We start from the raw sequence: 15,630 nt of genomic DNA on the forward strand, positions 1-15,630 counted from the left end.
AGGGCGCCCGGGGGATGGACCGCGCGGGAAAGCCTGGCAAAGACCGTACAAAGACCCGTGGACCAGCGGCAGAATGACGCCCATGGACGACACTTCGACCTCCCCGCTGATCACCGTCGCCGAGCTCCGCCGGGCCCTCGGCTCGGACCACCCGCCGACCCTGCTCGACGTCCGCTACAAGCAGGGCGGCGCCCCCGGCGCGGCCGAGTTCGCGGCCGGCCACCTGCCCAGCGCGCACTTCGTCGACCTGGACCGCGACCTGGCCGCCCCGCCCGGCAGCGCCGGCCGGCACCCGCTGCCGGACCTGGACGCGTTCGGGGCGGCGATGCGGCGGGTCGGCGTGAGCGCGGGCCGCACCGTGGTGCTCTACGACGACTGGGTCTCGGCCGCCGCCTCCCGTGCCTGGTGGCTGCTGCGCTGGGCCGGCCACACCGACGTCCGGGTGCTCGACGGTGGCCTGAGCGCCTGGCGCGCCGCCGGCCTCCCGCTGACGGACCACCAGCCCGGCCCCGAGAACGGCGACTTCAAGCCCGTCGCCGGCCACCTCCCCACCCTGGACGCCGCCGGCACCGCCGCCTTCACCGGCCTCCTGCTCGACGCCCGGGCGGGCGAGCGCTACCGCGGCGAGGTCGAGCCCTTCGACCCGGCCGCCGGCCACATCCCCGGCGCCGTCAACGCCCCCACCATGGAGAACGTCGGCCCCGACGGCCGCTTCCTCCCCGCCGAGCAGCTCGCCGAGCGGTTCCGCAGCCTCGGTGTCGGTGAGGGGGAGACGGCCGTCTACTGCGGCTCGGGCGTCACGGCCGCCCACCAGCTGCTGGCCATGGCCGTCGCCGGCTTCGAGGGCACCCTCTACCCGGGGTCCTGGAGCGAGTGGTGTGCCGATCCGTCACGCCCGGTCGCGACTGGGGCTTAAACCACCAGGGGCGCGGGGAACGGCGCGGCCAACCCTGCACTCTGAGTCTGTGTTACGCAGATGCCCACGTGCACTGTCCGTTGACGGTGCAAGTGGGCATCTCTGCGATATGACGGGGCGTGCTTCTTCCGCTTCGCGCAGTTCCCCGCGCCCCCAGTGGTTACTCGGACTTCTTACGCCGCGAACCGAAGACGATCTCGTCCCAGCTCGGGACGGTCGCGCGGCGGCCGGGACGGACGCCGTCGGCCTCGGCCTGACGGTCGGTGGTGCCGACCAGCCGCTCCCGGTGCGGAGCGACAGCCCGCGGCATCAGGATGTCCGCGTACGCGGAACCCGCGCCGATGGAGGCCGCCGGGGCGGCCTCTTCGGCCTCGGCCGCCGGGGCGTCCGGGACGGCTTCGACCGCGGGCACGGCGAGGTTGCCGGGGAAGGCCGGGACCACGTCGAGCAGGCTGGTGAGCGAGTCGAGGTTCTCCGCCGTGGCCTCGCGGCTCTCGCGGACCTCCCGACCGGAGAGGATCCGGTCGGGCCGCTCGATGCCCTGCATGATCCGGTCGGGCGAGGGCCGCTCGATCATCGGGCGGGACGGCCGGTCCTGGGGCAGGCGGGCGATCCGCGGGATGAACGGGAAGACCGAGTCCTCCTCGCGCTCCGGGGTCTCCCCGATCAGCGCGCGGGCCTCGTCGTCGTTGGGCTGCACCAGGCGCCGCGGCGGGTCGTAGGACCAGCTCGCGCTGCGGCCCTCGCCGTCGGCACGGTAGGAGAGGATGACCTCCCAGGTGCCGTCGTCGCGCCGCCAGGAGTCCCAGCGCTCGGTGTCCTTCTCCGCTCCGCGCAGCGCCAGCCGCTCGGCCACGGCCTCGCCGAGCTGCGGGCCGGTGGACTCGCCGTGGCGGCGGATCGCGGTCTTGCGGGCCCGCTCGGCCATGAAGGCGCGCTCGGCCAGCACCGGACCCTCGAAGCGGCGGACGCGGTCGACCGAGATGCCGGCGACCTGGGCGACCTCCTCGGCGGAGGCACCGGCTCGTATCCGCGCCTGGATGTCACGGGGGCGGAGGTGGCTCTCGACCTCGATCTCGATCTGGCCGAGGCGTGGCCGGTCACCGCGGATGGCGGCGCGCAGCCGCTCGTCGATGGGGAGGGTGTACTCCGTGCTGTCGGCAGCCTTGAGCACCAGCCGTGTGCCGTCGTTGCTGACGGCCACAACCCGCAGTTCGGGCACGGTTACCTCCCGGGTGGTGCCTGCCGACGTCACCTGCGTCGCTGCTCCCGTACTGAGTGTGGCCTGCCCACTCGCGAGTGGCCACAACCTTGCAGAGTTACCCGGCGTGTCGGGCTTTCGCCCAAGCTCGCCGTTGTGGCACGGTTGCCTGTTTGCCACGTCGCCGGTCGACGTCGCGCCCGGGTGCCCCGGCCGCCGTCTGATGGACTGTCGACACGGTGACCGAAGGCTCAGGCTCCACGAACAGTACTCCATTCGTGGCATCCGCAGGGGCGGCTCGCCGCTCAAGTCTGCCGCGATTCACGGGATTCTCAAGGACGCGCACCACAACGGCCGACCTCCGGTCCGTCGACGGTGATCATCTTCACATATATCGACTGCCGAGAACCAGATTTTCGACCCTTGTGTCCTTTTTTGTGCACGATGGAGAGTCTTGTACGAGTTGTCGAGGTCTTCTCGACCCCGACCGACCGAGGGATGTTGATGCCCCAGCAGCAGGAGCGCACCCGGCTCGACCTGAGCCTGACCCAGGTGACGGCGAGCGCCCTGGCGGCCATCGTCGGCGCCGTCCTCGCCTCCGAGCTGGGCGTCTACGGCACGATCATCGGCGCCGCCGTGGTCAGCATCGGGGCGACCACCGGCGGCGCGGTCTTCGCGCACCTGTTCCGGCGGACCGGTGAGCAGCTGCGCACGGCCGTCCAGCAGGGCGCCGATCAGACCGACAAGGGCAACGGACTCCGTCAGGTCGAGCCCGAGGAGCCGGTGCCGCTCGGGCAGTGGAACGAGCCGCAGACCCTGCGTTCGAAGCGGAAGTGGACCTGGAAGAGCTACGCGCTGGTCTCCGCGCTGGTGTTCGGGCTGGCCATGACGCCGATCGTGGTGGTCGAGCTGGCCACGGGCAAGAACCTGCACTCGATCACCACCGACGGCCAGGGCGGCGGCACCTCGTTCAACCCGGGCCGCTCCGCGACCCAGCCGCACTCCGAGGACCGCGAGCAGCCGAAGCAGGACCCCGCCCCGCCGGCCGACCGGCCCTCGGGCAGGCCCTCGCCCTCGGCCACCCCGTCCGGCAAGCCCTCCGGTTCGCCGTCCGCGACCCCTTCGGGCAGCCCGTCGAGCACCCCCTCGGCGCCGACGCCCACGCCGACCCCGCCGCCCAGCGGCTCCCCGCCCCCCACCGGCACGCCGACCGGCACCAAGCCGGACCCGGGCACGACGGACCCGGGCAAGGCCGACGCCGGCAAGGCGGACCAGCCGTCCGCCCCGCCGCCCTCCGGTACCCCGGCGGCCTGAGCGCCCCGGGGCTACTCGCCCAAGACCCGCCGCAGGTAGTCGTTGGCGAACAGCCGGCCCGGGTCGACCTTGTCGCGCAGGGCGGTGAAGTCGCCGAAGTGCGGGTAGACGCCGGAGAGGTAGGCCGCGTCGCGGGTGTGCAGCTTGCCCCAGTGCGGGCGGCCCTGGTGGGCCGTCATGAGCTTCTCGACCTCGGTGAAGTAGCCCTGCTCGGCGGTGCCGCGGTAGAGGTGGACGGCGATGTAGACGCTGTCCCGGCCGTTGGCGGTGGAGAGCCAGAGGTCGTCGGCGGGGGCGGTGCGGACCTCCACCGGGAAGCTGATCCGCCAGTCGGAGCGCTCGACCAGGGCCTTGAGTTCGCGCAGCACGGTGGTCGCGGCCTCGCGCGGCACCGCGTACTCCATCTCGGTGAAGCGGACCTTGCGCGGGCTGGTGTAGACCTTGTGGGCGAGGTCGGTGTAGGTCCGCTCGGACCAGGCCCGGCTGGCCAGTTGGGCGATGGCCGGGACGGCCTGCGGGAAGCGGCGGCCGACCCGGCAGACGCCCTCCCAGACCGTGTTGGAGAGGAAGTCGTCCTCCAGCCAGGACTTGAAGGCCGGCAGCGGGGCGGCCGGGCCCTGGCTGCGGTTGTTCCGCTTGGTCGAGCAGCGGTCGGTGTGCGGGAACCAGTAGAACTCGAAGTGCTCGTTCACCGCCGTGAAGTCCTCGAAGCCCTCGAGCACCTGGTCGAAGGACATCGGCGCCTCGTGCGCGGTGAGCAGGAAGGCCGGCTCCACGCCGAAGGTGATCGCGCTGACCACGCCGAGCGCGCCGAGGCCCAGCCGGGCGCCCTGGAAGAGCTCCGGGTTCTCGGTGGGGGAGCAGCGCTGCACGCTGCCGTCGGCGAGCACGATCTCCAGCGCCCGGATCTGGGCGGCCAGCGAGCCCGAGTCGCGGCCGGTGCCGTGGGTGCCGGTGCTGGTGGCGCCGGCGACGGTCTGCACCTCGATGTCGCCCATGTTGGTCAGCGAGAGGCCGGCGGCGGCCAGCAGCCGGTTGAGGCGGTGGAGCGGGAGGCCGGAGCCGACGGTCACGGTGCCGGCCGCGCGGTCGAGTTCGCGGACCTCCATCAGGCCCTCGGGCCGGATCAGCACGCCGTCCCCGGCGGAGGCTATCGCGGTGAAGGAGTGGCCGGCGCCGACCGCCTTGACCGTCCGGCCCTCCTCGGCGGCCCGCCGCAGCACCTCGCCGAGCTCACCGGCCGACCCGGGCGTGACCACCCGGCTCGGCCGAGCGCTCTGATTACCGGCCCAGTTGGTCCAGTCGGCCATGCGAGTGCCTCCAGCGGTCCCTACCAATGAGTAGGCGGGAGCGTAGCAACGTCGCAGACGCACCACCAGAGGTCAGCGGGGCAGCAACTCCCAAGCGGGTCAGGCCTGCTCGGGTGCGGCGGCCAGCCCCGAGCCGAGCCGGCGCACCCCGGCCGCGGCGCCCGCCGCGCCGAGCACCGCCGAGGCGACCGGCACCCAGTACCCGGCCGGGGCGCCCGCCGCGTCCACCACCCAGCCCGCGGCGGCGGAGCCGAGCGCGACGCCGGCGGCCATGCCGGTGGTGGTCCAGGTCATGCCCTCGGTGAGCTGGGCGGCCGGCACCAGGCGCTCGACCAGGGCCATCGCGGTGATCAGGGTGGGCGAGATGGAGAGCCCGGCGAGGAAGAGCGCGCCGCCCACCGCGGCCAGACCGGGGTAGCCGCCGAACAGCTCGGCCGCCGCGACCAGCGGCAGCATGCCCAGCGCCATCGCGGCGATCCCGCCCAGGAACCGCCCGGCCATCGAGCCCTTGAGCTTGAGCGTGCCGAACACCAGCCCGGCCACGGCCGAGCCGAGCGCGTACACCGCGAGCACCAGGCTGGCCACCGCCGGGTGCCCCTGCTCGCGGGCGAAGGCCACCGTGACCACCTCGACCGAGCCGAACACCGCGCCGGTGGAGACGAAGGTGATCACCAGCACCTGGAGCCCGGGGGAGCGGATCGCCGAGCCCCCGGTGCGGTGCGCGGCCGGATGGACCGGCGGCTCGGTGCGCCGCTGCGCGGTGAACAGCGCCACGCCGACGCTCAGGAAGACCCCGGCGAGCAGCAGCCCGGCCTCGGGGAAGACGGAGGTGGCCAGCCCGATCGCCAGGATCGGGCCGACGATGAAGCAGAGCTCGTCGACCACGGCCTCGAAGGAGTACGCGGTGTGCAGCTTGGGCGGCTCGGCCCGGTACAGGTGCGCCCAGCGGGCCCGGACCATCGAGCCGGTGCTCGGCATCACGCCCATCCCGGCGGCGGTCACGAAGAGCGTCCAGCTCGGCAGCGACCAGTGCGCGCAGGCCAGCAGGGCGGCCGCCGCCAGCACGGTCAGCCCGGTGGCCGGCAGGGCGACCCGGCGCTGGCCGTACCGGTCGACCAGCCAGGCGACCATCGGCCCGAACAGGGCGGCGGAGAGCGCCAGGGTGGCCGAGACGGCCCCCGCGATCCCGTAGGAGCCGCGCAGCTCGGAGAGCATGGTGACGATGCCGACCCCGGTCATCGAGATCGGCATCCGGGCTATCAGGCCGGAGGCGGAGAAGGCCAGACTGCCGGGGGCGGCGAAGATCTGGCGGTAGCTGGACAGCACGCGGGGCTCCACAGGAGGCGGGAAAGCGGGAGACGGGGACGGGCGGGAGTAAGGAACACAACTCGTGTAGACAGCTTACGAACCCTACGCAAACGGTTTCACACCGGACAGCCGCGCCCACACTCCGGACAGCCGCGCCCCACGCGGCGGCCCCGGGGTGGCAGGATCGGTGCCATGCCCGACGCGCGCACCCACACCCCCCAGGCGCCCGATCACGCGCCGTACGACGCCCTGCTGCTCCTCTCCTTCGGCGGGCCCGAAGGCCCCGAGGACGTGGTGCCCTTCCTGGAGAACGTCACCCGAGGCCGGGGCATCCCCAAGGAGCGCCTGGCCGAGGTCGGCCGGCACTACTTCCTGTTCGGCGGGGTCAGCCCGATCAACGAGCAGAACCGCGAGCTGCTGACCGCGCTCCGCAAGGAGTTCGCCGAGGCCGGCCTCGACCTGCCGGTCTACTGGGGCAACCGGAACTGGGCGCCCTACCTAGTGGACACCCTGCGGGAGATGATCGAGGACGGCCACCGCCGGATCGCCGTGCTCGCCACCAGCGCCTACGCCGGGTACTCCGGCTGCCGCCAGTACCGGGAGAACCTCGCCGAGGCCCTGGACCAGCTGGTCGGCGAGGGCCTGCCCGAGCCGCAGGTGGACGTGCTGCGCCGGTTCTACAACCACCCCGGCTTCGTCGGCCCGATGGTCGAGGCGACGCTGGCCGCGCTGGCCGAGCTGCCCGACGAGGCCCGTGACGGCGCCCACCTGGCCTTCACCACCCACTCGATCCCGCTGAGCATGGCCGAGAGCTCGGGCGACCCGGAGGACCCGGCCCGGGGCACCCCCGGCGGGGCCTACGTGGCCCAGCACCTGGACGTGGCCCGGCTGATCGTCGCCGCCGTGGCCGAGGCCGACGGGGTGTACGGCCGGCCCTGGGAGCTGGTCTACCAGAGCCGCAGCGGCGCCCCGCAGATCCCCTGGCTGGAGCCGGACATCTGCGACCACCTCGCCGAGCTGAGCGGGGCCGGGGCTCCGGCGGCCGTCATGGTGCCGATCGGTTTCGTCTCCGACCACATGGAGGTCAAGTACGACCTCGACACCGAGGCGACGGCCAAGGCCGCCGAGCTGGGCCTGCCGGTGAGCCGCGCGGCCACCGTCGGCGCCGACCCGCGGTTCACCGCCGCCGTGCGCGAGCTGCTCCTGGAGCGGGCCGCCACCGAGCGCGGCGAGCAGCCCGAGCGCCGGGCGCTCGGCGCCCTCGGCCCCAGCCACGACCTGTGCGCCCGCACCTGCTGCCCCAACCCGCGCGCCCCCCGTCCCGCCACCGCCCAACGCTGACCCGGAGGTCTCCCGCGTGTCCCCGAGTGCCGAACTGCTCGACGAACTGCTGACCCTGGCCACCGAGGCGGCGTCCAGGGCCGGTGCCCTGCTGCTCGACGGGCGGCCGGCTGACCTGGGCGTCGCCGCGACCAAGAGCAGCCCGGTCGACGTGGTCACCGAGATGGACCTGGCCTCCGAGAAGCTCGTCCTGGAGCTGATCGGCGGCCGCCGCCCCGAGGACGGCTACCTCGGCGAGGAGGGCACCGACCAGCCCGGCACCAGCGGGGTGCGCTGGGTGGTCGACCCGCTGGACGGCACGGTCAACTACCTCTACGGGCTGCCCGGCTGGGCGGTCAGCGTCGGCGTGGAGTGGCAGGGCGAGGCGGTGGTCGGCGTGGTCGCGGCGCCGGCCCGGGGCGAGCTCTTCCACGCCGTCCGGGGCGGCGGGGCCTTCCTGAACGGCCGCCGGATCTCCTGCCGCCCGGCCCCGCCCTGGGGCCAGGCGCTGGTGGGCACCGGCTTCAACTACGTCCAGCAGGTCCGGGTCCGCCAGGCCGGGATCCTGCACGCCCTGATGCCCGAGGTCCGCGACATCCGGCGCGGCGGTGCGGCCGCCGTCGACCTGTGCGACGTGGCCGCCGGCCGGCTCGACGCCTACTACGAGCGCGGCCTGCAGCCCTGGGACCGCTCGGCCGGCGTCCTGATCGCCGAGGAGGCGGGCGCCCGCACCGGCTCCCGCCCCGGCCTCCCGGCCGACGGCGACCTCACCCTGGCCGCCTCCCCGGGCACCTTCGAGCAGCTCCAGACCCGCCTGGAGGCCCTCGGCGCCTGGCACGACTGACCGGTGCCTCCGGGCACGACCGAGCCCCGGCGGCCAAGGACGGGGAGTCCTGGCCGCCGGGGCTCGGCGGCAGTGCCGGGTGCTGCCTTAGGCAGCGGTGCGGTGCATGGCGCGCACCGGGTCGACGCCGTGCTCGGCGGCGAGCCGGCGCAGGTCTTCGAGTTCGGACTGCTCGACCTCGGCGAGGAACTCGTCGCCGGATTCGAGAGCACGGTGCAGGTCCTGCTCGGCGTTCTTTATGCGCTGGAGGATTCCGGCGGTGAAGGCGTCCATAACGGCCCCCTTGCGTGTGGCGGACGGGCACGGTCGGCGTTCCCCGGCCCGGGATCGGAGCCGTTCGGATACGCCCGAGCCGGTGTGACCGGAGGCGTACGAGACGGCCGACGGCCGCTCCGAAAGACGGTGACCCCTTGGACCGGTGCGGAAGAACGCACGGAGGGTGGTTGCGACCGGCGCGGGGGCGCGATCGCGGTGTAAGGCTGTCCTCCCCGCACGCCGGGCCGGGAAACCTCGCAACTTGAGAAAGTTGTCCGCGTCACAGTGCGTACCCGCCCGGCACGCTCCACTTTCGGCTGACCGAAGCCGTGCTGCGGCCCGGGTTGCGCCCGAGTTGGGCCCGCTTACCGCTGCTTTACCCCGGGACCAGGCAGGATGGGAACCATCGCCCGGGCTCGTGTGTCCGGGGGACTCACGGCCCGTAGCCGGCGGCCCCGCACCGGTGGGCCACGGTGGGCCCAGCTCCGGGAGAAGGGACACCATCGTGCGGGTACTCGTCGTGGAGGACGAGCAGTTGCTCGCCGAAGCGGTCGCGACCGGCCTGCGCCGCGAGGCGATGGCCGTCGACGTGGTCTACGACGGCGAGGCGGCACTCCAGCGGATCGCGGTGAACGACTACGACGTGGTCGTGCTCGACCGTGACCTCCCGCTGGTGCACGGTGACGACGTGTGCCGCCGGGTGGTGGCCCAGGGCCTGGCCACCAGGGTGATCATGCTGACCGCCTCCGGCGACATCAGCGACCGGGTCGAGGGCCTGGAGATCGGCGCCGACGACTACCTCCCCAAGCCGTTCGCCTTCAGCGAACTCGTCGCCCGGGTCCGGGCGCTGGGCCGCCGGGCGACCGTCCCGCTGCCGCCCGTCCTGGAGCGGGCCGGCATCTCGCTCGACCCCGGCCGCCGCGAGGTGCTGCGGGACGGCAAGCCCGTCCAGCTGGCACCCAAGGAGTTCGCCGTGCTGGAGGTGCTGATGCGGGCCGGCGGCGCCGTCGTCTCGGCCGAGCAGCTCCTCGAGAAGGCCTGGGACGAACACACCGACCCGTTCACCAACGTCGTCCGGGTCACCGTGATGACGCTCCGCCGCAAGTTGGGCGATCCGGCCGTGATCGTCACCGTCCCGGGCTCCGGCTACCGGATCTGACCCGAGGGCGACCAGCCCGTACCAAGCTCCGAGAGGACAGTCATGACCACCCCGCCTCCCCTCGGCGGGGCCTCCGGCGTGCCCGCCGGCGGCCCGGTGCCGCCGAAGCCCGGGCACCCGCAGTTCGACGCCGGTCCCGACCCCAAGCCCGACCGGGGCTTCCATCCGGGCGAGGGCCTGTTCGCCTGGCTCCAGCTGCGCCCCACCATCCGGATCCGGCTCACCCTGCTGTACGGCGGGATGTTCCTGATGGCCGGGGTGGTGCTCCTGCTGCTGATGTACTACTTCGTCCAGCAGGCCTTCCACGACGCCCTGATCTCGAGCCTGCGGATCGGCCCGGGCGTCGAGCTGCGGACCGCCGACGGCACCGTGATCAACGACTTCGGCTCCTTCCAGCTCACCCAGCAGCACGCCGCGCTGGCCCTGCTGCTGCGCAAGGCGCTCACCGCCCTGGTCTGCCTGGCCGTGATCGCCTTCATCGCCGGCTACGCGCTGGCCGGCCGGGTGCTCCAGCCGCTCAACCGGATCACCCGGACCGCCCGCGAGGTGGCCAGCTCCGACCTGCACCGCCGGATCGAGCTGGAGGGCCCGGACGACGAGCTCAAGGAGCTGGCCGACACCTTCGACGAGATGCTCGACCGCCTGGACCGGTCCTTCGACTCCCAGCGCAGATTCGTCTCCAACGCCTCGCACGAGCTGCGCACCCCGCTGGCGATCAACCGCACCCTGCTCGAGGTCCAGCTCTCCGACCCGAACACCTCGCCCGACCTGCAGCAGCTCGGCAAGACCCTGCTGGCCACCAACGAGCGCAGCGAGCAGCTGGTCGAGGGCCTGCTGCTGCTGGCCCGCAGCGACAACGCGTTGACCGAGCGCCGTCCGGTGGCGCTCGGCGAGGTGGCCCAGCGCGCGCTGGAGCAGGTGCGCCCGGAGGCGGCCGGCCGCGAGGTCGAACTGCGCTCCGAACTGCACCCGGCCACGGTCTCCGGCAACGGCGTGCTGCTGGAGCGGATCGCGCTCAACCTGCTGCAGAACGCGGTCCGCTACAACACCCCGGGCGGCTGGGTGGAGATCACCACCGCGCCGGCCCCCGGCGGTGGCGGCGAGCTGGTGGTGAGCAACACCGGCCCGGTGGTGCCGGGCTACGAGCTGGAGACCATCTTCGAGCCGTTCCGCCGCCTCAAGGGTGCCGACCGCACCCGCAGCGACAAGGGCGTGGGCCTGGGCCTGTCCATCGTCCGTTCGGTCGTCCGGGCCCACAACGGCGCCATCGAGGCCACCCCGCGCCCGGGCGGCGGCCTGACCATCAGGGTCCGCGTGCCCGGGATCTGACCGGGATCCGGCGCCCTACCCCCGAGCCGCCCCCGCCACACGTGTCAAGGAGACATAAGTGCTGGCGGGGGCGGCTTGTCATTTCCCTCCAGAACAACTTACGGTTACGTAACCTACGCAGCCGTAAGTGAGTCGCACCCGCCCGGCTCAGCCCGGCCCGCTGCGTCCCACCCGCCTCTGCCCGTCCCAGGAGCACCAGCCGTGACCATCGCACCCGTGCAGCGCACCGCCTCGCCCGTCTGGACCGACGCCCGCCTGATCCTGGCGCTGGAGGAGGTCGTGGAGACCGAGCTCAACCGCCACCTCAAGGTCGCCAAGGAGTGGATGCCGCACGAGTTCGTGCCGTGGAGCCAGGGCGCCGACTTCGACGGCGTGCTGGGCGGCCTGGCCTGGGACAAGGACCAGTCGAAGGTCACCCCGCTCGGCCGGGTCTCGCTGGTGGTCAACCTGCTGACCGAGGACAACCTCCCCAGCTACCACCACGAGATCGCCACCATGTTCGGCCGCGAGGGCGCCTGGGGCACCTGGGTGCACCGCTGGACGGCCGAGGAGGGCCGGCACGGAATAGCGATCCGCGACTACCTGCTCACCACCCGCGCCGTCGACCCGGTGGAGCTGGAGCGGGCCCGGATGCAGCACATGTCGGAGGGCTTCGAGTCCGACAACGCGCACAGCATGCTGCACTCGGTGGCGTACGTGGCCTTCCAGGAGCTCGCCACCCGGATCGCCCACCGCAACACCGGCCACTACGCGGGCGACCCGCTGGCCGAGCAGTTGCTCGCCAAGATCGCCAACGACGAGAACCTGCACATGGTCTTCTACCGGAACCTGCTCAAGGCGGCGCTGGAGATCGCCCCGGACCAGGCCATGCGGGCCGTGGCGGACGTGGTGACCGACTTCCGGATGCCCGGCCACGGCATCCCCGGTTTCGAGCGCGCAGCGGCCCAGATCGCCCTGGGCGGGGTCTACAACCTGCGGATCCACCACGACGACGTGCTGCAGCCGGTGCTGCGCCACCTCAAGGTGATGGAGATCCAGGGCCTCGGCCCGGAGGGCCGGCGGGCCCAGGAGGAGCTCGGCGTCTTCCTGCTCGGCCTGGACGCCCAGGCCACCCGGTTCGACGAGCGCCAGGCCCTGATCAAGGCCCGGCGGGAGGCTGCGGCGGCGCGCTGACCGGCTGCTCCGAGCGCCCCCGGCGGGGTGGGGATTTCCCGGATTTGGTCCGAAATGCCCCCGATGTGACCAAGCTCACATTCGGTCGCACCACACGTTCGGTCGACCCCGTAGGGTGATCAGCGCCCCGTCGGGGTAGGTTGCCGAGCGTCACCGCCCGGGTGCGCCGGTTGATTGTCGACGGTTCGTCAACGCCCTTCTTCCGGCGGCTCCTTCCCGATCACCGCCGGGTTCGGCGGTCACCAACGGTAGCGATCGGGTACCCTCCCGGGGCGCCGCTCGACACCTCTCGGTGAGGCCGTTCGGACCTCCTCGGATCACTCCAACGGGTCCCTCATCGGGTGTCGATTGAGTAACAGGGCTTGAAGTAAGGCAAAATCTCGCCCTCGGGTCGGGCACAAGACCGGCCCCCCATGCGTTACGTGCGCTGGAGATACCCGCACACACCCAAAGGGGGAGAGCGAAAAATGGCAACGGACTACGACACCCCACGCAAGACCGATGACGACCTCAACGAGGACAGCATCGAGGAGCTGAAGGCCCGACGGAACGAGAAGTCGAGCAGCTCGGTCGATTCGGAGGACTTCGACGGGGCCGAGGGCATGGAGCTCCCCGGCGCCGACCTCTCGAACGAGGAGCTCTCGGTTCGTGTCCTGCCCCGGCAGGCCGACGAGTTCACCTGCATGAAGTGCTTCCTGGTGCACCACCGCAGCCAGCTCTTCAGCGAGAAGAACGGCCAGGCCATCTGCCGGGACTGCGGCGCCTGAGCGTCCGGCGGCCACGGCCCGGGCTGACGGCCATCCGTCGGCCCGGTACAGCGCCCCACCGGGCCCCGGCACGAGCCCGGCGGCAGTACCGGCGGTCGCACCTGCGGCCGCACCAGCAGGAAACCCCTGCGCAGCCAGGGCAGTACCCAGGAGTACAGGGACGGCACCGCGACCGCGGAGCCGTCCCTCCTCCATGTCCGGCCATCTCCGGCGCTGCCAGGGCCCGCAGGGCGCGCTGCGCCCCGGGGCGCGGAGAGCGGAGCCCCGGGATGCGGCGCGCCCCCGGGCCGAGTGGCTCCGGGGGCGCGTCGAGGTTCTCGCCGGGCGGGGTCAGGCCTTCTCCTGGCGGGCCGCCGCCAGGGCGTCCGCGAGCTTCAGCGGGGAGCGGGTCGACAGGTACAGGTACGGCGTCGGGTCCTGCGGGTCGGTGACCTCGACCCGCAACGCCGTCGGCACGTAGCTGCGCAGCAGCATGAACGCGCGCGGATCGGCCTTCACCCCGCGCCAGGCCACCGCCTCGGTGGGCGTCAGCGGCTGGGCCGCGCCCAGCGCGCTCACCGGGATGCGCGCCGCCCCGGCGACCAGCGAGCCCTGCACCACCCGGATCCGCGCCGACCCGTAGCTGCTCAGCGCGGCGGCACCGGCCGCGGTGCCGGCCACCAGGCCGGCCAGCGCGGCGATCGGTGAGAACCGCAGCAGGACGAGGGCCAGCGAGAGGCCGAGACCGAGCGCGAGCAGCCACCACGAGCGGGGCACGGTGAGACGTTCGTCGTACATGCCCCCATTCTGGGCGTTCCTCACGCCGCTCCGGCCCCCCGGGGCCTCGGCAGCGGTCCGGCAGGCCCCGGCGGACCGCCCCTCGGGACACCCCTGCGGTAAAAAGCTACTGAGCGGTAGGGTCGCGCTTGTGAACCCCACCGTCACCCCCACCACGCCCCCCGCCGAGGCCGTGCTGCCGCCCCGGGCCCCCGAGGCCCCGGCCCCCGGCAGCCCGCTCGGCTCGCACTACGACCACTGCTTCGGCTGCGGCCCCCAGCACCCGCAGGGCCTCCAGCTGCGCGTCACGGCCGGCGAGGGCCTCGACCTCACCGCCGAGTTCACCGTCCGCCCGGCCCACCAGGGCGGCCCCGGCCTGGCCCACGGCGGCCTGCTGGTCACCGCCCTCGACGAGACCCTCGGCAGCCTCAACTGGCTGCTGAACGCCCCCGCCGTCACCGGCCGGATCGAGACCGACTTCCTCGCCCCGGTGCCGGTGGACACCCTGCTCCACCTGACCGCCCGGATCACCGGTGTGCACGGCCGCAAGGTCTACAGCGCGGCCGAAGGCCGGCTCGGCGGCCCCGACGGTCCGCTCGCAGTGCGGGCACAGGGGCTCTTCATCCAGGTGAAGCTGGAACACTTCACCACGCACGGTCGTCCCGAGGACATCAAGCGCGCCACGGACGACCGGGACCTGTTCGAGCGGGCCCGGGCCTTCGACCCGAGCCCGTGACCCCGAGCCACCTGAGGTGAACCCGTGACCAGCACCGCCCGCCAGCCCGTCGACATCCTGATCCGCCGCCTGGACCCGGAGATCCCGCTCCCCGCCTACGAGCACCCGGGCGACGCCGGAGCCGACCTGCGGACCACGGTGGACGCCGAACTCGCCCCGGGCGAGCGAGTGCTGCTCCCCACGGGCATCAGCATCGCCCTTCCGGACGGCTACGCGGCCTTCGTGCACCCGCGTTCGGGACTAGCAGTTCGTTGCGGAGTTGCACTGGTGAACGCCCCGGGGACGGTCGATGCCGGGTACCGTGGTGAGATCAAGGTGATCGTCGTCAACCTGGATCCGCGCGAGAAGGTCAGCTTCCGTCGTGGGGACCGCATCGCCCAGCTGGTCATCCAGCAGGTCGAGAAGGCTCGGTTCCACGAAGTGACCGAATTGCCCGGTTCGGCTCGGGCCGAGGGCGGTTTCGGGTCGACCGGTGGTCACGCCGCGGTCTAGCATGCCCGCGACCTCGCAGTAAGCCGAGCAGGTATTCGCTTCGGTCTTGGATCGGTTCTTGGACCGGGAAGGACAGTGACCGTGTTCCGTCGTCGCAACAAGAGCGAGGACGCTGTCGAGCAGCTCGCCGACGACGCCATCAGCGCCGACGAGACGGCCGATGGCATCGAAGGTTCCGCCGACTCTGAGAGCGAGAACCAGACAGACCTGGACCCGGCAGACCGCGTCGGCCTCCCCCCGGCGCCCCGCCCGGACGGTCCGTGGGACATCTCCGAGCTGGAGAGCCCCGCAGAGGGCCGAGTGGACCTCGGGGGTCTCCTCGTCCCCGGCGTGGAGGGCATGGAGCTCCGCGTCGAGGTGGCCGGCGATGCGATCGTGGCCGCCACCCTCGTACTGGGCAACAGCGCGATCCAGCTGCAGGCCTTCGCCGCCCCCAAGTCCGAGGGCATCTGGGGCGAGGTCCGCGACGAGATCGCCACCGGCATCACCCAGCAGGGCGGCCGGATCGAGGAGGAGGAGGGCCCGCTCGGCTGGCACCTCCGCGCCCAGGTCCCCGTCCAGCTCCCGGACGGCACCCAGGGCGTCCAGCTGGTCCGCTTCGTCGGCTGCGACGGCCCCCGCTGGTTCCTCCGTGGCGTGATCTCCGGTCAGGCCGCCGTCCAGCCCGAGATGGCCGGCATCCTGGAGCAGGTCTTCCGCCAGACCGTCGTGGTCCGCGGCGAGACCCCGATGGCCCCCCGCGACCCGATC

16 protein-coding genes (1 of these 16 running past the window's edge) are annotated in these 15,630 nt (G+C 72.9%); 11 read left to right on the forward strand and 5 right to left on the reverse strand.

Features of this window, described 5'->3' with window-relative positions; genetic code table 11:
* Positions 1 to 82 precede the first annotated feature (82 nt).
* Positions 83 to 916: a sulfurtransferase gene (locus CFP65_RS26690; RefSeq protein WP_104818573.1), complete on the forward strand. Its 834-nt coding sequence runs from the start codon at positions 83 to 85 to the stop codon at positions 914 to 916.
* Positions 917 to 1,076: 160 nt separating this feature from the next.
* Here the strand turns inward: CFP65_RS26690 and sepH are convergent, their stop codons facing one another.
* Positions 1,077 to 2,171, reverse strand: coding sequence for a septation protein SepH (gene sepH / locus CFP65_RS26695; protein ID WP_104818574.1), 1,095 nt, complete (start codon positions 2,169 to 2,171; stop codon positions 1,077 to 1,079).
* Between the two features lie 450 nt (positions 2,172 to 2,621).
* Between sepH and CFP65_RS26700 the strand changes: the two genes are divergently transcribed.
* A complete protein-coding gene (locus CFP65_RS26700) occupies positions 2,622 to 3,431 on the forward strand; it encodes a hypothetical protein (RefSeq protein ID WP_104818575.1) in 810 nt (269 codons plus the stop codon).
* Positions 3,432 to 3,442: 11 nt separating this feature from the next.
* Here the strand turns inward: CFP65_RS26700 and CFP65_RS26705 are convergent, their stop codons facing one another.
* Together CFP65_RS26705 and CFP65_RS26710 are read right to left on the reverse strand one after the other, a co-directional pair.
* Entirely contained in the window at positions 3,443 to 4,741 is a 1,299-nt protein-coding gene (locus CFP65_RS26705) for a D-arabinono-1,4-lactone oxidase (protein WP_104818576.1), read from the reverse strand.
* A 99-nt stretch (positions 4,742 to 4,840) separates the two neighbouring features.
* Positions 4,841 to 6,067 (reverse strand): MFS transporter, encoded by a 1,227-nt coding sequence (locus CFP65_RS26710; RefSeq protein ID WP_104818577.1) that lies wholly within the window; start codon positions 6,065 to 6,067, stop codon positions 4,841 to 4,843.
* A 174-nt stretch (positions 6,068 to 6,241) separates the two neighbouring features.
* Between CFP65_RS26710 and CFP65_RS26715 the strand changes: the two genes are divergently transcribed.
* Together CFP65_RS26715 and CFP65_RS26720 are read left to right on the forward strand one after the other, a co-directional pair.
* Positions 6,242 to 7,390, forward strand: coding sequence for a ferrochelatase (locus tag CFP65_RS26715; RefSeq protein WP_104818578.1), 1,149 nt, complete (start codon positions 6,242 to 6,244; stop codon positions 7,388 to 7,390).
* A gap of 16 nt (positions 7,391 to 7,406) precedes the next feature.
* Positions 7,407 to 8,213 carry an inositol monophosphatase family protein gene (locus CFP65_RS26720; protein ID WP_104818579.1) on the forward strand — a complete coding sequence of 269 codons (807 nt, stop codon included), beginning with the start codon at positions 7,407 to 7,409 and terminating at the stop codon, positions 8,211 to 8,213.
* 87 nt (positions 8,214 to 8,300) lie between these two features.
* Here the strand turns inward: CFP65_RS26720 and CFP65_RS26725 are convergent, their stop codons facing one another.
* Complete coding sequence (locus tag CFP65_RS26725) at positions 8,301 to 8,486, reverse strand: hypothetical protein (protein ID WP_104818580.1); 186 nt, start codon at positions 8,484 to 8,486, stop codon at positions 8,301 to 8,303.
* A gap of 487 nt (positions 8,487 to 8,973) precedes the next feature.
* Here CFP65_RS26725 and CFP65_RS26730 point away from each other — a divergent pair, with 487 nt between their 5' ends.
* From CFP65_RS26730 to CFP65_RS26745, 4 genes are all read left to right on the forward strand, one after another.
* Positions 8,974 to 9,627 carry a response regulator transcription factor gene (locus tag CFP65_RS26730; RefSeq protein WP_104818581.1) on the forward strand — a complete coding sequence of 218 codons (654 nt, stop codon included), beginning with the start codon at positions 8,974 to 8,976 and terminating at the stop codon, positions 9,625 to 9,627.
* A gap of 42 nt (positions 9,628 to 9,669) precedes the next feature.
* Positions 9,670 to 10,956, forward strand: coding sequence for a HAMP domain-containing sensor histidine kinase (locus tag CFP65_RS26735; protein WP_104818582.1), 1,287 nt, complete (start codon positions 9,670 to 9,672; stop codon positions 10,954 to 10,956).
* 201 nt (positions 10,957 to 11,157) lie between these two features.
* Complete coding sequence (locus tag CFP65_RS26740; protein ID WP_104818583.1) at positions 11,158 to 12,129, forward strand: acyl-ACP desaturase; 972 nt, start codon at positions 11,158 to 11,160, stop codon at positions 12,127 to 12,129.
* A 467-nt stretch (positions 12,130 to 12,596) separates the two neighbouring features.
* Entirely contained in the window at positions 12,597 to 12,896 is a 300-nt protein-coding gene (locus tag CFP65_RS26745; RefSeq protein WP_104818584.1) for a DUF4193 domain-containing protein, read from the forward strand.
* A gap of 330 nt (positions 12,897 to 13,226) precedes the next feature.
* Here CFP65_RS26745 and CFP65_RS26750 read toward each other — a convergent pair whose 3' ends face one another.
* Positions 13,227 to 13,673, reverse strand: coding sequence for a DUF3093 domain-containing protein (locus CFP65_RS26750; RefSeq protein ID WP_104818585.1), 447 nt, complete (start codon positions 13,671 to 13,673; stop codon positions 13,227 to 13,229).
* A gap of 130 nt (positions 13,674 to 13,803) precedes the next feature.
* Here CFP65_RS26750 and CFP65_RS26755 point away from each other — a divergent pair, with 130 nt between their 5' ends.
* From CFP65_RS26755 to CFP65_RS26765, 3 genes are all read left to right on the forward strand, one after another.
* On the forward strand, positions 13,804 to 14,388 hold the full coding sequence (locus CFP65_RS26755; RefSeq protein ID WP_254552580.1) for a PaaI family thioesterase: 585 nt from the start codon (positions 13,804 to 13,806) through the stop codon (positions 14,386 to 14,388).
* A gap of 24 nt (positions 14,389 to 14,412) precedes the next feature.
* Complete coding sequence (gene dut / locus CFP65_RS26760) at positions 14,413 to 14,880, forward strand: dUTP diphosphatase (protein ID WP_104818587.1); 468 nt, start codon at positions 14,413 to 14,415, stop codon at positions 14,878 to 14,880.
* A gap of 75 nt (positions 14,881 to 14,955) precedes the next feature.
* Positions 14,956 to 15,630 carry the 5' portion of a DUF3710 domain-containing protein gene (locus tag CFP65_RS26765; RefSeq protein ID WP_371682468.1) on the forward strand. 129 nt of this gene lie beyond the right edge of the window, so the window shows 675 of its 804 coding nt (coding positions 1-675); the start codon lies at positions 14,956 to 14,958; its stop codon lies beyond the right edge, outside the window.

Source organism: Kitasatospora sp. MMS16-BH015 (genome assembly GCF_002943525.1).
Lineage (GTDB): Bacteria > Actinomycetota > Actinomycetes > Streptomycetales > Streptomycetaceae > Kitasatospora.